Below are 18514 nucleotides of genomic sequence, written 5' to 3'. Positions count from 1 at the left end.
AAAACCTGTCGCTATTGTAACATAAAACATTTTGTTTTTCAGGTTCTATCCTACCAATTCCCTATGATGGATAGCATCCGGCCAGTAATTATGAAATCTTGTGAAAGAAATAGTCCCTCTCCTGCTAGTGATGACAAAGGGGACCCTTCCTTTCTCTTTATTATTTAAAAAACTATGTAAAAAAGAAAACTTGTTAAAAAAGGCATTGAAAAAGAAAGTCTTCCTATTTTTAATCCTCTAAGGCATGGGCAAAGACTTGTGCTTAAAAATAAAATCCTGCTATGAGTAGCCGTTCTCATAGCAGGAGCGCAATGTACGAGACTTCAGTCTAGCACATTTTCATTAACAACAGTCTTGACCTCCGCCAAGCATTACAAGCCCTGCTCCGCTTTCTGACTCTTGATAATCAAGAGTTAAGTCTGCAACTTGTTGTACGATATCTTTTTCAATTGCTACATTAATTCCATTGACCACTTCTTGTTGATCGGTTTCTGCTGGTTCATCCAGAGCCAGCCCTAATTTAGGACCGCCTCAACCCATACCAGCAAGTACAACACGAACCGTGTTTAATCCATGCTCATTCATTGTCTCTACAAGGAAGTCTTTCGCACGATCTGTAATTTTCACGTTTCATTCACCTCGTTTCATCTATAAACTTAGTATACTCGAAAAGGATGAGTTTTTCATACTATACGCTTTGTTAATTGTTTGAAGTTGCCATACAAAAAACGTTGCACTTGTTCAGTGGAATAATGTTTATCTAATTCCTCTACTAAATTTTGATATTGTCCACTATGTTCTAAGCGATCAATGTATTCTGAGATACCGTCAAAGTCAGAGCCAAACCCAATATGACGTTCTCCACCAAGACTACACATATGATCTACATGTAAAAGTAGATCTTTTATAGTCGCCGAACCAGTGGTTACAAAGTCTGGACAAAAGACGAGACCAATGTACCCGTCTTTCTTAATCAGTTCACTAATTTGATCATTATACAAATTTCTTGGATGGTCACAAATTTGTCTTGCATTCGAATGAGAGGCAATCGGACAAATAGCTAGTTCCATCACATCCCAAAATCCTTTAATACTTAGATGTGAAACATCGGTCAACACGTTGTTCCTATTATTTAATCGAACTACTTCTTTCCCTAGAGTAGAGAGACCAGCTCCTCTTGCTTCTCCTACTCCATCGGCACATAAATTCGCTTGGTTCCATGTTAAGCCAACAGATAATACTCCTAATTGATGCAAAATTGATAGTTTCGTTACATCATCACCGATCGCATCCACACCTTCAAGAGTTAAAATCGCACCCAATTCATGATCTTTTAATTCATTTAGATCTGACCATCTTTTTATATGCTTTATTTTCGGACTCGCTTTCAAAACCTTCTCAAAAAAAATATCAATTTGCTCCAAAACAACTTGAAATTTTTGATCTTGTTTAATAAAAGGTTCTACAAAAATAGCAAATAATTGAATACGAACATTACCTGCTAGTAAACGCTCTAAGTTAGCATCAATATCAGGGGAGTTGACGTAATTCCGTTCTGGTTGCTCCCATAACTTTAGCAATGCATCGCAGTGAGAATCAATAATTCCTGCTCTCATACCATCCCTCCTAGACTGTTCTTGTTTGCACCATTCTCCTTTTTCGTTCATACATATATAGTAATAATCTACTTATAAAGGGGTGACTAAAGATGTCAAATCAACATCAACCATGGTCTAAAAAACTTCCTGAGAATTATCAAAATATTTTAAAAACCATTGATGGTTTTTTTCAAAATACGATGCAGCAACTTAATGACAATCCATTGTTTCTAGCACCTATTCCTACAAACGTGTTCGAAACGAATGATTCTTTTATTATTGAAGCAGAACTGCCAGGTGTGAGCAAGAAGCAAATCGGATTAGACATTTATCGTCAAACCGTACGAATCCAGGTCACACAGGACGAACGTTCTGAATATATAGATGATGAAAGCGGAATTACCGAGCGTGTAGGACACACGCAAATTAGGCAACGTGTCATTCCAGTTCCTTTTGTTATTCATGAACAAGAGGTAAAAGCAACTTATAAAAATGGTCTTTTACGAATCATCATTCCTAACAAACGTAAACAAATTTCAATTGAATAAGGAGGTAGATTAGGTATGTTTCAACCTAGTCATCAACAACAGCAGCGTCCAATGATGCCTCATCAACAGTTTCAAAATCAACCACCATTCCAAAACCCTTATGCACCGTATCAACAACCACCGTTTGCGCATCATCATCAACAACCAATGAATGGTTTTATGCAACAACCATTCCAACAACAAGCACCAGGCAGACCTGGAAGACCTAGGCCACCATTTCCGAACATGGGTGCAGGAAATCAGCCACCAGGTTACAAACCGAATAAACCGTCTTTCTTTAAGTCCGCATTTACGAATGAAAGCGGAAATTTTGACATGGGGAAAACCGTGAGCACAGTCGATCAAGTTGTCAAGACCGTACACCAAGCATCCCCTATTATGAAATCGATTGGCAGCTTATTTGCGAAAAAGTAACATTAAACCTGTTTTAATTGAAGAGCATAAGCTAACGTTTGATTGGCATTGATCATTTTGAGCCCTTGTGATGGAACGAAGTCAATTTTCACAAATGTTCCAATTTCGTCCTCAGTCTTTTCATCGTACACAAAGGGCCAATTTTCTATTTTCTTCTCTGTATCATTTGGTCTCAACTCATCCAGAGCGAGGTCGTACGCAACCATCGTGCTTCATTCAAATGTATCGTAAGCTCTAACACGAATGGCTTTTTCACTTAGTTGTACCTGACTAAAATAATCTTTAGCGCGATCAGTTAAAATAATGTCCATGATGCACAACCTTTCTTTTTTTATGTAGGGGTGTACCTAAAAGGGTAACATTAACTTTCGGTACACTCCACTTTAATGTCCATCGTATTTTCTAACACAAGTAAACCTACTTTTCACATAAGACATGCTCTTTGCTCATTTCCCAATTTCTTTTTTCTGAAAAAGAATAAGCCCAATCGTTCCAAGGAAGGCACTTCCTGCAATTATATAATAAAGAACGGATATGGATGTTGCATCAATAATATATCCTCCAAATAACGATCCAATAATGCCTGCTAGCCCAAAGATAACCGTTATAAAAAGTACGTGTCCAGTTGCTTGCAAATGAGCGGGAACCAACTTATTTATAATTTGAAATGCAGCAATATAAAAGACCCCGAATGTGATACCATGTGAAAGCTGAATAGGCAAGATCAGCCACGGGTTCTCTACAAAGGCCATTAACACCCACCGAACTCCATATAGTACACCTGCAATAATAACGAATGTTAATGGAGACCATTTCCTATACCAGTAGGCTGTCGTTGCAAACACAAGCGCTTCTGCCATCACTCCCACAAACCAAGCCCAACCAATCATAGCTTCAGGTCCTCCGAGTTCAACAACATATAATCCAAGATAAATATCATTAGCTCGATGAGAGATGGAGATAAAGGATACCAACAATAAGAACCATACGAGAGAACCATTTGTTGTTAACTTCAACGCGTCGACAATGGTAGCTGGTTTATTAGCTCCTGGTACATCTTTAACGGTAAAGGCGACTAGTAAAGCAAGAGATGCCATGACGAGCATTGGTACCATAATATTTTCGATACCAATCCATGTCAACACATACCCAACGACTAACGACGTAATAGCAAATCCCAATGAACCCCAAAGACGAATACGGCCAAAGCTCACCTTTTTTTGTATAGATGTTTTTTGAGCCAACGAATCACCTAATGCCGTAGTAGGAGAAACAAAAAAGAACAACATAAACATCATAACTAGATAACCAGAATAGGAATTCACGAACATAAACGTAAAAGCTGTTGTAATCACACCGATGAGCGCAAGTAAAAGCATTCTTTTAATTGTTTTATACTTATCACTCAAATATCCCCACATGGGCTGTGCAATAATAGTTGCACACGGTCCAATTGCCATTAAAAGTCCAACTTGTGAGCCTGATAACCCTTGCTCCTTAAAAAAGACCGGGATGTAACCATTAATAATTGTAATCGTTGAATGGGCAAAGAACAGATAGGCCATCAACCGGTAAACCGAACGATACTCCATATTAGCCTCCTAAGCAATGAAACTATTTTCTTTATCTAGCGTGAAGCACAACAATAAGGTCTGATCTAGATGAAGACTAGCACATACATGCCTCACTAGATCAGACCTATTTCTTAAAGCAACCCTTCTTGTTCAAATAAATAATTGTAAGGGATATCCAAAAACAAGTATAAATTGTCTGATATCGGATAGGAATACGTACGAATTCGCTCATCCCGTTCGATATCCGTGTATAAATCAGACAAAAAGCCACGCTTTTCAATATTCATTCGCATAATATTTTCGAGAAAATACGGTCTCCAACTCCAGTTTTTGAAACGCCCTTCCTCAAGTAATACCCATTCTTTCTGATCATTCTTCTCAGCATTTGAAGATTGTTGAAAGCCTTCTGCATCACATACATAAATACGAAAAGCGTATCGATCACAATCTTTTGCCACTTTTTTAATCATTTCGTCATACGTATCGTCTGGACTAAATGTTTTCATTGTTTGTTTAAGTTGCGTGGTTAAATCATTGGTTAACGTAAATTGTGCTTCCATTTTTTTTCGTTCGTATACGATAAAATGGTGAAATTCTTTTTGCATTTTTTCGCGGCAACAGCCGGGTTCAACAAAAGTAGATGAAGGTGAACGCAAGTAAAAACCTTGGTAGTAGCGGCCCCCATTTCGCCAAGCATAATTAAGCTGACTAAACGAAGATACCCCTTCAAATAGCAAGGTGGCCCCAATTTTTCGCGACAACATGGAAAGAGATTGATGAACTTCTGAGTATAAATGAGGGAATTCTTCATCCTCCATAAAGGAAACATCCACTTTTATAATATTGGGTTTAAACATAGCAATAAGATCTAGATTGCTGCCATTATGCCCGACATCATCTAGAGCCAGTCTAAAACCAAAACTTTGAATATAGTAAAAAAAGTGTTTATTATCAAAAAAGTGTTCAGCCACATCGTCTTCTTTTAACTCCAAAACAATTTGCTGAAGCTTAAGTCCTTTTTGCTGATAAGATTCCAATGTTTTAATAAAAGTATCGCCATTATCTTTTAATAGTAATGACGTATCATAATTAAAAAATAAGAATGTACTTTGATCTGTTCCCATAAAATCATCAAGAGCCCGCTTTTGAATGTGTTCATCTAATTCTAATCGGTATTCATCTGGAATATTCTTATCTTGAAAAAACCACCCTAAACTTTTATCTCCTTCTTCTGTTTGGAGTCGTGCTAACACTTCATATCCGACTACTAATTGCTTATCCGCACTAAAAATAGGTTGATAATAAGGGATAACTTTCTCTTTGGTCATCATTACATCTAAAGGATCCATACAGTCCAACACCTCCACGAAAGACCTTACAAAAAGGCAGTCTTTCACCTGACTACAATAGTACACCGTTCCTATTAGCAAATTAATTATATCATAGCTTACGGCAATACGTGAGAACAGGCAACCTATATTTTCATGTTACCATGACACTTTTTCCTTATGTCACTAATGAATTTCGTTTATCTAAGGATTTAGGAAAGACACTGTAAGATTTTCAACAAATCTTCACAGTGCCTTCATTGCAATTATTCAAGTTTTTATATTTTATTTTCCTAAGTCATAAGGAGTTTCTTGGTAAACATAGTAGTTAAGCCAATTGGAAAATAATAGATTTGAGTGAGCTCGCCACCGCAACCGTGGCAATTTCTGATCATTGTCATTCGGGAAATAATTGTGCGGCAGGTGAATATCTAGTCCCTTTTCTTTATCACGTTCATATTCCTCTTGCAATGTACAAACATCATATTCAGAATGACCTGTTACAAAAATTTGCTTTCCATTTTTTGAAGCAACAATGTAAACACCCGCTTCATCTGACATACTTAGTATTTCCAAATCGTTCACTTGCTCAATTTCTTCTTTGCGAACATCTGTATGTCTCGAATGAGGTGCAAGGAATTCATCATCAAACCCGCGTAGAAGATTCACATTCTGTTTCTCAATTGTATGATAAAAGACTCCAAATCTTTTTCCTTCTAAAGGGTATTTATTTATTCCGTAATGATGATACAATCCTGCTTGTGCTCCCCAACAAATATGCAACGTTGAAGTGACATTGTCGACACTCCAGTTCATAATTTCCTGGAGCTCTTCCCAATAATCTACAGCTTCAAACTCAAGCATTTCAATGGGAGCACCCGTAATAATCATTCCGTCAAATTTCTTTGATTTAATTTCGTCGAACGTTTTATAAAACGTGTGAAGATGCTCATGAGATGTATTTTTTGACTGATGGGTATTCGGATATAAAAATGAAACTTCAACTTGTAATGGACTGTTCCCTAACAAGCGTAATAATTGTGTCTCTGTTGTCTCTTTGATGGGCATTAAATTAAGAATCACAATTTTTAATGGCCGTATATCTTGTGAGTACGCCCTGCTTTCGTCCATCACAAAAATATTCTCAGCATTTAAAATTTCTTTTGCTGGCAAATGATCAGGTATTTTAATCGGCATAATGCATGAACTCCTTTTTCAAATACGTTTCCTACTGTATGTAAAAACAAAGTTGTCGTCATACTAATTTATAATAAGATTAAAGAAATCCGTAAAATAATGTAACATTTCGATAATTTAACTTATCATGAAAAAAGAAATTCTGCAATTATCTTACCCTAACAAAAGAGGTGTTTTCATGAAAATTCGATTAGAATGGTATTATTCACCAGCAAAAACCAAGCAGTCCTTTTTTATGAAATCGGATTGGATGAGTGTCTCTTCTGCTTTAATGCTTAGTGATGATTTAGAAAAAACAGGCCGATTAAAGAGTGTTGAATTTTTAGATGAACATGATACAACATGGACAAAAAAAGATTTACAAAAATTCCTGAAGCAATTAGAAACCGAGCCTCATGATGTGTCAGCCTACATTGATGGTGGGTTTAACGTTGACACGCACCAAGCGGGAATTGGGCTGGCCATTTACTATAAGCAGAACAACAAAAATTGGCGAGTCCGATTCAACGATACCTTTGAATTACTTGAGGATAATAATGAAGCTGAGTATGCCGCTCTTTATCAATTAATTCGCCACTTAGAAGAAATGGATGTTCATCACCAAACCGTCCGCATTCACTCTGATTCGATGATCGTTGTCAACCAAGCTTCTGGGGAGTGGCCATGTTACGAAGAACATTATATCAAATGGTTAGATCGAATTGAGGGATTGGCTGCAAAGTTAGGATTAAAACTTGAATATGAATTAATTGATCGAAGTTTGAACAAAGAGGCAGATCAATTAGCTACTCAAGCACTAGAAGGAACAAAAATTGAAAGTGTCATTGAAAAAATGTAATGAAAAGGGTTTATCCAAAAGGTCTATTATCGGACCTTTTGCGATAAACCCGAAGCAAAATATAAAGTTGCTGTCATTACTTTGGAGACAGTCTCTTCTCTAACAACGTTTCTGCAAAATGGTTCCTAAGTCTTGTCACACCTAAAGGTTCTGGGACCCTTCCATAATCTTCGTGATGAAAATCAGATCCACCAGTCCGATACAAAGGTCTCCCCACTTCTTTTTCAATTGAGTCACAGAGCTGCTCAAACCGTTTGATGGCTTCTTTATCATGATCACGATGATAAATCTCTACTCCATCTAGTCCCCACTTGGTTACCCAATCCATAATATCTTGATCAAAATCATAATAAACCGGGTGAGCAACAACAGCAATGCCTCCCGTATTATGGATCAAGTCAATGGCTTCTTTTACTGTCATCTCTTTCGCTTTCTCTACATAACCTGGCTGCCCTTCTGCCAAGTACTTTTCAAATGCTTCAGCGACATCCGTTACATAACCAGCGTCTATTAATGCTTTGGCAACATGTGGCCTGCCAATACTGCCACCATCAACATGCTTTAACACATCTTCTGGCTTAAGATGTAACCCAATTGGTTCTAACCGTGCTATGATTTGATCAAGACGCTCTCGCCTAAGTTGTTTTTGACATTCTAATAGTGAGCGAAGTTTTCGATCACGCCAGTCAAGATGATAACCTAAAATATGTACACTTTTCCCTTTATGTTTCGTTGATAGTTCAATACCAGGGATAACATCTAGTCCTAATTCATTGCCTACTCTTGTTGCCTCTTCAATCCCATCCACACTATCATGATCCGTTAAGGCTACAATTTGTAAGTCAACGGCTTTGCATTTTTTCATTAACTCAGATGGTGAATACCCACCATCTGAGGCAGTTGAGTGCATATGAAGATCACTGTTGCTATGTTCAATCATTTTTATTCATCCTTATCAACTTGTACTTTCCACGTAACTTGTCCAGTTCGCAAATGATCCGTATAGACTAGCTCATATTCATGACCTTTCGGAACTAAAAAAGCCGCTTCCCCACGATTTGTCCGATCAGGGTGAAGTTGCCCACCAAGAATCCCCTTCGTTTCGATTGATGAATCAACACTATGAGCATAGTTTTCCTCATCTACTAATGTGATTTTAAATATTGATGATTCATAAACGGTTTCTCGGTTATTTTTTAGCGTTAAATCAACAATAACGTATTGGCTATCTGGTTGATCAGAAGCTTCTGTCCGCACACCATTGTACGTTATTTCGATTCCATTTACTTCTTTTATTTCTTCTAGCTCTTTTGAATGTTCATCAATAATTTGAGCTTGAGACGTTTCTGTTTTAGGATACAAAAAGCTATAAACTCCAACTAGAGAACCAAGACATACAAATAACATAAGTAATAATATGACTTTCCCTTTCATCATACTCTCTCCTTAATTGATCATCCTACGTATTTTTTCAATATGCTCGAATTAAATTATGAGAGATTTTACTTATTTATGCCTGAATTTATTTCCACCACACGTCATAAATCGTGACAGGTAACTGGCGTTTATGTTCTGTTTTCTCATAGCGTGACTCAATTTTCTCAGCGATGGAAGAATCAACGTTCTTCCCTTCAAGATAATCATCTAAATTGTCATACGTCATCCCTAAAGCAACTTCATCAGGTAGCCCTGGCTTATCATCTTCTAAATCAGCCGTTGGAGCCTTTGTATACAAATGTTCCGGTGCCCCGAGCTCCATAAGCAAAGCTTTTCCTTGCCTCTTCGTTAGCCCAAATAAAGGGGCAATATCACATGCACCATCACCATGCTTTGTGAAGAAACCTGTAATTGCTTCAGCTGCATGGTCCGTCCCTATAACAAGACATCCATAATGTGCCGCTAGATCGTATTGAGATTTCATTCGTTCACGCGCTTTCGTATTTCCTTTATTAAAATCAGAAAGCTCTTCTCCCCCAGTAGCTTGTGTAAAAGCTGCCACTGATGCGTCGACTGCTGGCTTAATGTTCACTGTAATCGCTTTTGTTGGTTCTATAAAACGAATCGCATCTTGCGCATCTGCTTCATCTTGTTGTTCACCATAAGGTAATCGCACGGCATAAAACGAATAAGTCTTATCTGATTGTTTCTCGTTTAATTCATTAATCGCTGTTTGAGCTAACTTCCCTGCTAATGTTGAATCTTGGCCTCCAGAGATTCCAAGGACGTATCCATTTGCTCCTGTATGTACTAAATAATTTTTTAGGAATTCAACTCTTTCTCGAATTTGTTCTTTCGGATCAATCGATGATTTTGTTTGTAAATCGCTAATAATCGTAGCTTGCGTTACCATAAAATCTCCTCCAATTAAGTATTATCTTATTATAACCATATAATCGTTATTGTTGGAAGCGAAGTCCTAGTTTGGTTAATTGTTCCTCCAATCCTTCTTTTCGTAAGATCTCTATTTGCTTGTTTCCTAATAAATCAAAGTGTGGATATTCGTGTCTATGATGGATCCATTCACGTTTTAACCCATACTGAGCTCCCCACATTTCAAGCTTGTCTACATTTGCGCAGCCTACCTTTGTCACAGACGTACATTCAGGAAACCGATCATCTAGCCAGAAGTGAGTGATAAAGGCAATCTCTCCTTTTCCAGCTAGCTGCTTCCATTCTAAAAGGGTTCGTCTATCTAGACCGAAAGCCACCTTATCACCTTTTATCCTTATTTGGCTTGATTATAGCATACGATCTCTATTCTTATCATTCCACATAACTCTGTACACCTAAACTTTTACATTCACATTAGAGAAAAGCCGCTATCCTATTTGTAAAAATTTCATGTGAGGAAAAGTAACACGCTTCCTCTTATTATGAATTTTCTTTTCATGCGGAGAGGAAAAGTCTACCCATTTCCTTCTTCATACAAAAAATCGCTTGGAACAGTGATTGCTCCAAGCGACCTGAGTTCTACTTCTATTGTTCGTCTGGATACCCATTTTGACGAGCTTGCATTTCGTCAGCGATCTCAGCTTCAAAGCCTCGAATGCTTTCCTTTCGACGCTCATTTTTTTCTTTTACGATTTGCTTTTGTTCTTCCTTCATATCTGTATGCGCAACAGACTCTTCAGCAGCTTCTATATTATGCTCTGTATTTTCTTTCATCTGTTGAAGTTTTTCTACATTGTCGTTGCGATTATCTGGTTTTGCCATGTTCATTACCCCTTTGATTGAAATACTTGCAAGCTTAGTATGGATAACGAAAGTAGGCTTATACACCTCTTACCCCTTTTTCTTAATCTCTTCATATTTTTCAAACCATTCAGGAAAAGCTTTCTTAAAAGCCGTTGGTTTAAACGTTTCTTTCTTTACAATGATATGAGTGGTCGTTCCTTCCACGCATACTTCATCAGCTTCATTTACAATCGAATAGCCATAAATGGTTTTAATTCCATCATTTCGTTCAACCCATGTTTTCACAAAGGCTCTTTCTCCGTATCGAACAGGTTTTTTATACGTAGCGGTTACGTCATATACCGGTGCAAAATACCCTGACTTCTCCATCTCCACATAACTATAGCCAACATCCTCTACAAGGCCTCCACGACCAAGCTCAAAATACTTTAAATAATTAGCATGATAAATGACTCCCATCATGTCCGTATCTGCATAGAGAATTTGTATCTCCCTTGTTGATATAAACAATAAAAACACTCCTCATCCACTATTATTCGTCTTTCTGTACTACTTTCTTTACGTCTTCTTTCTCAATTATAGCCAACTGTTCCATTTCAACGTTAGACAACTGTACGAGGCGTAATGATTGTACTTGCACAAGTTGATCAAATAGATCCATTGCAAATCGTCCATTACTCGGATGACCCTGTTCTGGCAATTGTGAACGTAACGTTTCTTTTGCTTCTTCTGATAAGTGGTACCCTGCCGTTCCCGCTCGTCTTTCAATTATTTGAACTAATTCTGCTTTTGAATAATCATGAAAATGAATATGTTTTTTAAATCGTGACCTCAGTCCAGGATTGCTATCTAACAGTTGTTCCATTTCCTTGCTATACCCCGCTAACACGACAACAAGATTTTCTTCATGTTCAGTCATTTCTTGGACAAGTGTATTAATTACTTCTTTGCCAAAATCACTTTGACCCTTCGCTAAGAGTGAATAGGCTTCATCAATAAAAAGAACTCCTCCTAAGGCATCTTTAATCTTTTCTTTTGTTTTCTGTGCGGTTTGTCCCACATAACCGGCAACTAAGTCAGCCCGAGAAACAACGACAAGATGTCCTCGTTTTAATAACCCGATTTCTTTTAATGATTTGGCGTAAAGCTTTGCGACCGTCGTCTTCCCTGTACCTGGATTGCCAGTGAAAACCGAATGTACTTGTAATGGCAAAGCTTTCATGTCCTTTTCTCTACGAAGCTGTTGAATTTTCACAAAAGAAGTGAGCTGAATCATTTCCTTTTTTACTTGTTTGAGACCAATTAATTGATTCAACTCTGTACTAGCTTGTTGCTCCTCTTCTCCATTGCTCTCTTCCTTAAAGTCTCCTGCTTGCAAGAGAACAAAATCCTCCGTTTGTGCTTTTTCTAACAACGTATTAGAGCCTTTTTGAAAGATCGCATCTAGTATAATATTTTTCACTGCTCTCGCATTTCCAAATGCCTCATCCACCTGTGCTCTTTCTATTCGTTTTCTACATTCGTTCTTAGCCCCGCTTGTTAACAAATAATCGTTCTCTAGCGCAACCTTTTCCCCAATTTCAATCAACTCATCGACGGAGTAATTTTCGATCTCAATATGATTCTGTTCCGGAAACCGACTTCGAAGGCCAGGATTCGATCGTAAAAAAGTTCTCATTTCCTCTGGATACCCTGCCAATATAACGGCAAAAGAACCAGCAAATTTGCCACTAGTCATGGCCGAAACAAGGGTATCAATAACGGTCTGGCCGTAATCATTCCCAGCGGCTCCTGCTCGTTTCAAGCTATAAGCCTCATCAATAAAGAGAACTCCACCAACTGCACGCTCAATTGCTTTATTTGTATTTTCTTCCGTTTGCCCTACATACGATCCTACTAATTGAGTCCGATCGACCTCATAAACTTCATCATGTTCTAGAAGTCCCAACTCAAAATAAATTTTGGCCATTAATCTCGCTAAGTGTGTTTTTCCTGTTCCGGGATTCCCCGTAAAAATCATATGTAAATTCATTCCATCTTTTGAATGAAACCCCTGCTTTACGCGCTCTTTTTCATAATGCAAAAAGTGATAAAGTTGTTTTACGCGTTCTTTCACATCTGCCAACCCAACCATATTATTTAGTTCATCTAAAGCCGTTTTGACACGTTCTCCTTTTTTGGCCGGAGAAAGTTGAATCCATTTTTCCGTCACTTGTTCGATTTGTTTGGTCGCGTTCACTATTTGCGTAAATTGAGATGCTGAATGATAGACCCCTGTTACCGAATTTGAATATTCAGAGGTCGCAGATAAAATCAATTGAAACGGTTTTTGCAACTCCTCTACAAACGATATAAGTTGTTGTACCTTCTCTTTTTGGGCATCGTCTATATAATGAAATGACTTTCCCACACTTGACTTGTGACTTTCAAATTCATCAACAAAACGAAAGAACTTATTAGCTACATGCTCGTATTCTGTTGCTGTTTTTTTCTTAGCTGAACCATGATCGGTTTCCCGGATAGGCGGAAACTTTTCAGGGACCGGAATTTGATCTAGAAATCCCAAAAATAACTTTACGTTTAATTGATGAGCTAACGCATTCTCCTGGTCATCTTCTAATGCTTCTCTTACCCACCGTTCAACTAAGTGATCTATCTTCTGAATGCGTTCAAATCGCGCATTGGCAAGTAAGGACTTTAGCTTAGCCCGGTAGTATCTGACTTGATCTATATCGGAATCAAGCTTTTCAATCAATTCCAGTAACTCCCAAGCTACTCCCTCCTGAAACTGTACTTCTCCGTGTTCCAATTGCTTAAACCATTTATCTATTGTTTCATTCGTCCATCGACCTTGTAACATTATCCACACCACTTTCTAAAAAACGAAGTTACTAAAATAAGCTTGTTCTAGCCTTTTTCAGTAACTTCTCGCCACGTACATCATTTTATCATCATTATCCCGTCTTTGCATGTGGGACCGACTGTTTCTTTCTTCGCCTGACTGACGTTCCAACATAAACACCCGATAAAACAAAAACGGCTCCACTAATCGTAGCAACTGTTAATGTCTCATCAAGAAAAATGGTAGCCATGATTACGGCTGAAACAGGCATAACATTAATAAATATCGAAGCTTTAGCTGCACCAATTTTTTGAATACCATAATAATAAAGAATAAATCCTAAGACTGTTACAAATACACTCATATGAGCGATTGCTAACCAAGCAGACCACGTACTTGAAGCAAAATGGTCCCATGGTTTTTCAAACAACATAAAAGGCAAAAGAAATAACGTTCCAAATCCAACTGCATATGTCGTAGAAACAATCGAACTATATTTCCTAAGAACGACCCGACCTAGTACACTGTAAAGTGCCCATGTAATAACAGCTCCTAGTAAGACAAAATCAATCGGCTCAAATTGAAAACGTAGCAACACCATGATATTGCCTTCTGTAATAATCATGACAACACCGACAAAAGCTAGTAGAAGGCCTATTATATTTCTTTTTGTAATCGTTTCTTTTAAGAACAATCCTGATAAGAGCATGATTAGCATCGGATTTGTAGCGATAAACAATGAACTTTTTATAACTGGAGCATGCTTACTCGCTAGGAAGAAACATATATTATAAATTGCAATTCCAGTTAATCCGAGTAATGCAAACATCATCCAATCTTTCTTCGTAGGCTTTGGCACATTTTTCTCAACTAACCACATGATCGGAAATAACAATAATGCTGCGCCAAAGAACCGCAAAAACGAAATCGTTGCAGGTTCAAAACTTTGGATTGCGATTTTCCCAGCGATAAAGGCGCTTCCCCATGTACTCGTAGCAAGAGCTAACATTCCGTAAATCATCCATTGTTTCTTTCTCTCCATGTTCTCTTCCCCTTTTTAGTTTCCATTGTACGGCTTTCTTTCGATGAACGAAATAGTTTTCTTTCAAAAAGAAAAAAGTTTACAACCATTAGTGGCAGTAAACTCCTTCCTCCATTACATTTCTCGCATACGTTTCAATGACTTGACCATTATCAGCTAAGAAATCAATAGGATGTTGATCAGCCCAATTTTCATTGCTTGAAACAACATTTATAAACGTTTCTTCTTCTAGACCGGCAATATAGGATCCACCTTCGTAATGAATTTGAACCCGAGCAACATCAACAGGTTCTTGAATCATACCAAATGTCACATAAGTGTACGCAAACGAGTCATTATGCCAGTTTCCACTTTGCACACGAAACGTTCGAATTTTTTGCTTTTCATCTAAAACGGCTGTTCCACCAATCGTTAACATAGCGGCTGGCAATCGTTTGTACCCATCTTCTACCTGCTCAAGTCTCTCAGCAACTAGTTCATGTTGATTTACCATGTACACAATATTCATTTGATCGTCGTGTTGCTCCGTAACGAGTATATCAATCATTGTATCTTCATCATACGTTTGTGACAAAGCTTCTTCGATTGACGAATAAACTGTATCGTCCTGTTCATAGCCTTTCATATCCACACTTAACATAACGGTGATATACATTAAAACGATACTAATCGCGAAAATGACAGTGGCTCTCATCACCTTTATTGGCTTGAACAACGACCATGATGCGTATATAAATAGCAATAAAGCGGTGACAAACAACATGATTGTCACTATAGATGCAGAAAGATAAATGGCTCCGACACTAATGTGATCACTCAAAAACGCATCCATGAGCCGTGATACCTGTTCTGTTTGTAAGGTTTGTGCCACTTCATGAGGAGGGGTTTGTTCAGTCATAAAAGCAGAAATTCCAAATATAAACAAAGCTAGAATGGATTCAACTTGAAATGAAGCCACCACGTTCCCATGATCAACTTTCTTCTTCAATCCTAACAACAGATGGTGCAAACCAAAAATAAGCAATGGCAAAAATAGCAAATGTTTAATAAAAAGAAGTTGCCCGTAAGTTAATAGCCAGGATTGAACATACTCTGGAACAATCGCTCCCATAAGCATAAATCCTGAAATGATAATAACCAGAACGGAGCACACGGCCACGATCGAAAACCATTTGGTAAATGACTGTATTTCTGCCCCGTCTTTTCCAAACCATGCAACGACAGCTAAAATTCCAATCCATACAGAAACAGCGAGTAAGTGAAGAGAGTTCCCCACAAAGCCAAATGTCCCGGCTACGGCTGCACCGTGACTAGACCAACTTCCTAAAACAACGAGAAACCCAACAAGGGAGACAGCAACCCAACTTCCCTTTAATTTTGATAGAAATACAAACATGAAACTTGTAACGACCACAGAAAGAACAAAAGCATGTCCGATTGAATATTCCAAAGCAACCGTGCCAATAGATTCACCTAATGGCACGGAAAATTGCTGATACAATGTAATAATCACTCGTATGACAGGGACTAACAGAAGAAACGGAATAAGGATAAGGAGAAACCTCATTCCATTAGTTGAAACCACTATTCTCGGTCGATAGGTTTGAGGAATCGCATGTAGGACGAAATATCCCATGAGAAGAGAAAAACAAATATAAAGGAGAATATTGGCCAAACTTTCAATCATTTACGTACCCTCTTTATTACATACAGAAGGAGAAAAAGTAGAGCGATTGCGCCCGTCATAACAATGGGTAATAAAAACCGTTCCATTGACGATTCAACGACATTCTCTGCTTCTACGACCTCATCTGTACCACCTGTTGTCGTTTCATCTTCACTAGCAGGCTCCTCTATCTCGTCAACCACCGTTGTCTCTTCATTGATAGAATCCTCTTCTATTTCACCATGTTCCTCATAGTCTAAAATGCGAAAAGCAATTGTTCCTTCAGTTTGGTGTGTATCCTCTCCTAAAGCTCTCCAGTCAACTGTGTAATCGCCTGGAGCAAGAGGCTCATTAAGTGAGATGGTTAGATCCGGACTTTCGACTGTAATATCTTCCACAGAAACTTCCTCACCATCTTCAAAGTAAACTGTGGCTGTACTTACCCTCTCAATTCCTGCGTTAAAATGCAACATTATTTCTGTAACTGCTTCGGCTAGTTCTTCCCCATCTGCCGGGGTCGAATCCGTTACATATGAATGCGCTCCAACATGTAAAGGGAACAGTAAAAACAAAACACTACCAAACAATAACCATTTAAATCGATTCATTTCTTCACCTTTTTCCTAGTATTCCAGTTTGTTTTCCCTATTTTAGCAGATATACATTATTTATAAAAGGACTACGATGTCAAAACCTTCTATAGACTACGAAAATTATTCAAAAAAGTGACAAAACAAAAAGGGACAATCAGTGTAAAAATATGAGAAAATATACAGAGAGAAAGGAAGGATACAATGAGGAAAGTGTTCGTTTTATTAGGTTATGTAGGAATAGCTATCTTGATGTATGTATACGGAGAATCTCTATTGCAATGGATCCGTCAAGGCGGAACAGAATATATGATTGTCACATCTATCTTGGCTACTATCTTTGCGTTATTTCCCATTATTCCGTATCCGATTATCGGAGGTGTTCTCGGAGCAGCATATGGACCATTAGGTGGAAGCTTGATTACATGGATAGGATCTTCACTCGCTTCCATTCTTATGTTTGCATTTGTCCGATACGGATATCAAGATTGGGGTCGAAAGTGGCTTTATCGTTATGACCGCTTATCTAAAGTTACGGTTTTATTTGAGCGCAACGCATTTATGACGATTTTTTTAACTAGGCTTATACCCATCATTCCATCGATTGTTGTTAATATTTATTCAGCTTTAAGTCGTGTTTCATTTTTACGATATAGCATTGCATCGTCTTTAGGAAAAGTTCCTTCTATGATTCTATTTGCGACTGTTGGAAGTACAATTGTGACCAATCCGGGTGAGCTCGTATTCATTGCCCTTTTTTATGGATCCTTTTTATTACTTGTCTATGTCTTCTTTCGCCTGTTCAACCGATTTTCACATCATGCTAAACAATAACAAACCACTTCTAGTAAAATGATCCACAGGCTCACCTTGTACCAACGTCAACGTTGAGCAAGGTGAGTCTGTGGCTTCATATAGATTGGACACCCTCTATGTATGAATATAAACAACCCTTCGTTTCACCCACCTTACGAAAAAGAAAAGTTGCAATCCAATACATCCTCCAAGAGTATTCAGTATAAGATCATCCACATTCGCCACACGTTGAGTAAACAGAAATTGACTCGTTTCAATTACGAACGAAACGGAAAAACTTATCGTCAGCATGACAACGAATGATTGGGCTTTCCTCCAAAGTGCGGGCAGCAAAAAACCTAATGGAAGAAATAAGATAACATTGCCAACGAGTATTCGAATTGGATCGGATAATTGAGGACTAAAAACAGCGATACGATATATACTTCGAAATGGAATTACGTTATAATTTCGTCCTCCTGGACCAGCGGGACCAAGGGATGCTCCATAATTCCATGCAAATAACGTTACATAAAACAGCGCGACAATATAAATCAGAAATAGTATGGAAAGAATTGCTTTTTGATGTCTCATGTTTTACACTCCTCTCATGCACATCCCTTTCCATTATTTCGTTTATTCCCCAATATGACAAGCTTTTTCCATCGACATCTTTCTGCTCTCATAACAAACAACCCCAGAGACACTATGGTCTCTAGGGCCGAATTCCTATTTATCCTTTAGGAGGAACATAATTAGGTTGCTCATTACTTTTTTGAGCCATTTTCTTGCCGTTGTTCGCCTTTGATTTAACAGGCTGCATACCTAAATGATCAGGTCTATACTGAGCAAAATTTGACTTTGTGCTTTTCATAAGTAACCCCTCC

Annotated in this window: 22 protein-coding genes; 4 read left to right on the top strand and 18 right to left on the bottom strand. The window is 38.0% G+C overall.

All coding sequences use genetic code 11. From position 1 onward, the window contains the following. Positions 1-342 precede the first annotated feature (342 nt). Together N0O92_RS23885 and N0O92_RS10125 are read right to left on the bottom strand one after the other, a co-directional pair. On the bottom strand, positions 343-627 hold the full coding sequence (locus N0O92_RS23885) for a HesB-like (seleno)protein (RefSeq protein ID WP_483860627.1): 285 nt from the start codon (positions 625-627) through the stop codon (positions 343-345). Positions 628-683: 56 nt separating this feature from the next. Beyond that, positions 684-1616: a dipeptidase gene (locus tag N0O92_RS10125; protein WP_315614533.1), complete on the bottom strand. Its 933-nt coding sequence runs from the start codon at positions 1614-1616 to the stop codon at positions 684-686. Positions 1617-1708: 92 nt separating this feature from the next. Here N0O92_RS10125 and N0O92_RS10120 point away from each other — a divergent pair, with 92 nt between their 5' ends. Next, positions 1709-2146, top strand: coding sequence for an Hsp20/alpha crystallin family protein (locus N0O92_RS10120; protein ID WP_315614532.1), 438 nt, complete (start codon positions 1709-1711; stop codon positions 2144-2146). A gap of 15 nt (positions 2147-2161) precedes the next feature. Then, on the top strand, positions 2162-2560 hold the full coding sequence (locus N0O92_RS10115; protein WP_315614531.1) for a YppG family protein: 399 nt from the start codon (positions 2162-2164) through the stop codon (positions 2558-2560). Positions 2561-2562: 2 nt separating this feature from the next. Here the strand turns inward: N0O92_RS10115 and N0O92_RS10110 are convergent, their stop codons facing one another. The 4 genes from N0O92_RS10110 to metA all read right to left on the bottom strand — a co-directional run bounded on the left by N0O92_RS10110 (position 2563) and on the right by metA (position 6659). Then, positions 2563-2766 (bottom strand): hypothetical protein, encoded by a 204-nt coding sequence (locus N0O92_RS10110; protein WP_315614530.1) that lies wholly within the window; start codon positions 2764-2766, stop codon positions 2563-2565. Positions 2767-3006: 240 nt separating this feature from the next. Further along, on the bottom strand, positions 3007-4152 hold the full coding sequence (locus tag N0O92_RS10105; protein ID WP_315614529.1) for an MFS transporter: 1146 nt from the start codon (positions 4150-4152) through the stop codon (positions 3007-3009). 113 nt (positions 4153-4265) lie between these two features. Beyond that, on the bottom strand, positions 4266-5483 hold the full coding sequence (locus N0O92_RS10100; RefSeq protein ID WP_315614528.1) for an EAL domain-containing protein: 1218 nt from the start codon (positions 5481-5483) through the stop codon (positions 4266-4268). Positions 5484-5747: 264 nt separating this feature from the next. Continuing rightward, positions 5748-6659, bottom strand: coding sequence for a homoserine O-acetyltransferase MetA (gene metA / locus N0O92_RS10095; protein WP_315614527.1), 912 nt, complete (start codon positions 6657-6659; stop codon positions 5748-5750). Positions 6660-6837: 178 nt separating this feature from the next. On the opposite strand from metA, the gene N0O92_RS10090 reads away from it, so the two are divergent. Further along, entirely contained in the window at positions 6838-7497 is a 660-nt protein-coding gene (locus N0O92_RS10090) for a reverse transcriptase-like protein (protein WP_315614526.1), read from the top strand. A gap of 76 nt (positions 7498-7573) precedes the next feature. On the opposite strand, the gene N0O92_RS10085 is transcribed toward N0O92_RS10090, so the two are convergent. From N0O92_RS10085 to N0O92_RS10040, 10 genes are all read right to left on the bottom strand, one after another. Next, complete coding sequence (locus tag N0O92_RS10085; RefSeq protein ID WP_315614525.1) at positions 7574-8437, bottom strand: PHP domain-containing protein; 864 nt, start codon at positions 8435-8437, stop codon at positions 7574-7576. Positions 8438-8439: 2 nt separating this feature from the next. Beyond that, complete coding sequence (locus N0O92_RS10080) at positions 8440-8931, bottom strand: DUF4352 domain-containing protein (protein ID WP_315614524.1); 492 nt, start codon at positions 8929-8931, stop codon at positions 8440-8442. Positions 8932-9019: 88 nt separating this feature from the next. Then, positions 9020-9847, bottom strand: coding sequence for an ammonia-dependent NAD(+) synthetase (gene nadE / locus N0O92_RS10075; RefSeq protein ID WP_315614523.1), 828 nt, complete (start codon positions 9845-9847; stop codon positions 9020-9022). Between the two features lie 46 nt (positions 9848-9893). Beyond that, on the bottom strand, positions 9894-10205 hold the full coding sequence (locus tag N0O92_RS10070) for a hypothetical protein (RefSeq protein ID WP_315614522.1): 312 nt from the start codon (positions 10203-10205) through the stop codon (positions 9894-9896). Positions 10206-10473: 268 nt separating this feature from the next. Then, complete coding sequence (gene tlp / locus N0O92_RS10065; RefSeq protein WP_315614521.1) at positions 10474-10710, bottom strand: small acid-soluble spore protein Tlp; 237 nt, start codon at positions 10708-10710, stop codon at positions 10474-10476. A gap of 69 nt (positions 10711-10779) precedes the next feature. Next, on the bottom strand, positions 10780-11202 hold the full coding sequence (locus N0O92_RS10060; protein WP_396334491.1) for an acyl-CoA thioesterase: 423 nt from the start codon (positions 11200-11202) through the stop codon (positions 10780-10782). Between the two features lie 22 nt (positions 11203-11224). Continuing rightward, positions 11225-13552, bottom strand: coding sequence for an AAA family ATPase (locus N0O92_RS10055; RefSeq protein WP_315614519.1), 2328 nt, complete (start codon positions 13550-13552; stop codon positions 11225-11227). A gap of 94 nt (positions 13553-13646) precedes the next feature. Beyond that, entirely contained in the window at positions 13647-14576 is a 930-nt protein-coding gene (locus N0O92_RS10050; protein ID WP_315614518.1) for a DMT family transporter, read from the bottom strand. An 88-nt stretch (positions 14577-14664) separates the two neighbouring features. Next, positions 14665-16263, bottom strand: a complete 1599-nt coding sequence (locus N0O92_RS10045; protein ID WP_315614517.1) for a copper resistance D family protein — start codon at positions 16261-16263, stop codon at positions 14665-14667. Further along, positions 16260-16850, bottom strand: a complete 591-nt coding sequence (locus tag N0O92_RS10040; RefSeq protein WP_315614516.1) for a copper resistance CopC family protein — start codon at positions 16848-16850, stop codon at positions 16260-16262. Before N0O92_RS10040 ends, N0O92_RS10045 begins: the two co-directional genes overlap by 4 nt. Before the next feature lie 186 nt (positions 16851-17036). On the opposite strand from N0O92_RS10040, the gene N0O92_RS10035 reads away from it, so the two are divergent. After that, positions 17037-17666 (top strand): TVP38/TMEM64 family protein, encoded by a 630-nt coding sequence (locus N0O92_RS10035; protein ID WP_315614515.1) that lies wholly within the window; start codon positions 17037-17039, stop codon positions 17664-17666. A gap of 96 nt (positions 17667-17762) precedes the next feature. Here the strand turns inward: N0O92_RS10035 and N0O92_RS10030 are convergent, their stop codons facing one another. Both N0O92_RS10030 and N0O92_RS10025 read right to left on the bottom strand, forming a co-directional pair. Next, on the bottom strand, positions 17763-18221 hold the full coding sequence (locus tag N0O92_RS10030; RefSeq protein WP_315614514.1) for a VanZ family protein: 459 nt from the start codon (positions 18219-18221) through the stop codon (positions 17763-17765). 139 nt (positions 18222-18360) lie between these two features. Beyond that, positions 18361-18501 carry an acid-soluble spore protein N gene (locus N0O92_RS10025; protein ID WP_315614513.1) on the bottom strand — a complete coding sequence of 47 codons (141 nt, stop codon included), beginning with the start codon at positions 18499-18501 and terminating at the stop codon, positions 18361-18363. Between the last annotated feature and the right edge of the window lie 13 nt (positions 18502-18514).

This window comes from Alkalihalobacillus sp. MEB130 (assembly GCF_032335535.1).
Classification (GTDB): Bacteria; Bacillota; Bacilli; order Bacillales; family Bacillaceae_D; genus Halalkalibacter.
The sequence above is the reverse complement of the archived record's forward strand: the minus strand, read 5'-3'. Positions and strand labels throughout refer to the sequence as shown.

Excerpts from the sequence above, each read along its gene's own strand:
- N0O92_RS10125 (WP_315614533.1), bottom strand. The coding sequence starts at position 1,616 with ATGAGAGCAGGAATTATTGATTCTCACTGCGATGCATTGCTAAAGTTA.
- N0O92_RS10120 (WP_315614532.1), top strand. The coding sequence starts at position 1,709 with ATGTCAAATCAACATCAACCATGGTCTAAAAAACTTCCTGAGAATTAT.
- N0O92_RS10115 (WP_315614531.1), top strand. The coding sequence starts at position 2,162 with ATGTTTCAACCTAGTCATCAACAACAGCAGCGTCCAATGATGCCTCAT.
- N0O92_RS10110 (WP_315614530.1), bottom strand. The coding sequence starts at position 2,766 with ATGGTTGCGTACGACCTCGCTCTGGATGAGTTGAGACCAAATGATACA.
- N0O92_RS10105 (WP_315614529.1), bottom strand. The coding sequence starts at position 4,152 with ATGGAGTATCGTTCGGTTTACCGGTTGATGGCCTATCTGTTCTTTGCC.
- N0O92_RS10100 (WP_315614528.1), bottom strand. The coding sequence starts at position 5,483 with ATGGATCCTTTAGATGTAATGATGACCAAAGAGAAAGTTATCCCTTAT.
- metA (WP_315614527.1), bottom strand. The coding sequence starts at position 6,659 with ATGCCGATTAAAATACCTGATCATTTGCCAGCAAAAGAAATTTTAAAT.
- N0O92_RS10090 (WP_315614526.1), top strand. The coding sequence starts at position 6,838 with ATGAAAATTCGATTAGAATGGTATTATTCACCAGCAAAAACCAAGCAG.
- N0O92_RS10085 (WP_315614525.1), bottom strand. The coding sequence starts at position 8,437 with ATGATTGAACATAGCAACAGTGATCTTCATATGCACTCAACTGCCTCA.
- N0O92_RS10080 (WP_315614524.1), bottom strand. The coding sequence starts at position 8,931 with ATGAAAGGGAAAGTCATATTATTACTTATGTTATTTGTATGTCTTGGT.
- nadE (WP_315614523.1), bottom strand. The coding sequence starts at position 9,847 with ATGGTAACGCAAGCTACGATTATTAGCGATTTACAAACAAAATCATCG.
- tlp (WP_315614521.1), bottom strand. The coding sequence starts at position 10,710 with ATGGCAAAACCAGATAATCGCAACGACAATGTAGAAAAACTTCAACAG.
- N0O92_RS10055 (WP_315614519.1), bottom strand. The coding sequence starts at position 13,552 with ATGTTACAAGGTCGATGGACGAATGAAACAATAGATAAATGGTTTAAG.
- N0O92_RS10050 (WP_315614518.1), bottom strand. The coding sequence starts at position 14,576 with ATGGAGAGAAAGAAACAATGGATGATTTACGGAATGTTAGCTCTTGCT.
- N0O92_RS10045 (WP_315614517.1), bottom strand. The coding sequence starts at position 16,263 with ATGATTGAAAGTTTGGCCAATATTCTCCTTTATATTTGTTTTTCTCTT.
- N0O92_RS10040 (WP_315614516.1), bottom strand. The coding sequence starts at position 16,850 with ATGAATCGATTTAAATGGTTATTGTTTGGTAGTGTTTTGTTTTTACTG.
- N0O92_RS10035 (WP_315614515.1), top strand. The coding sequence starts at position 17,037 with ATGAGGAAAGTGTTCGTTTTATTAGGTTATGTAGGAATAGCTATCTTG.
- N0O92_RS10030 (WP_315614514.1), bottom strand. The coding sequence starts at position 18,221 with ATGAGACATCAAAAAGCAATTCTTTCCATACTATTTCTGATTTATATT.
- N0O92_RS10025 (WP_315614513.1), bottom strand. The coding sequence starts at position 18,501 with ATGAAAAGCACAAAGTCAAATTTTGCTCAGTATAGACCTGATCATTTA.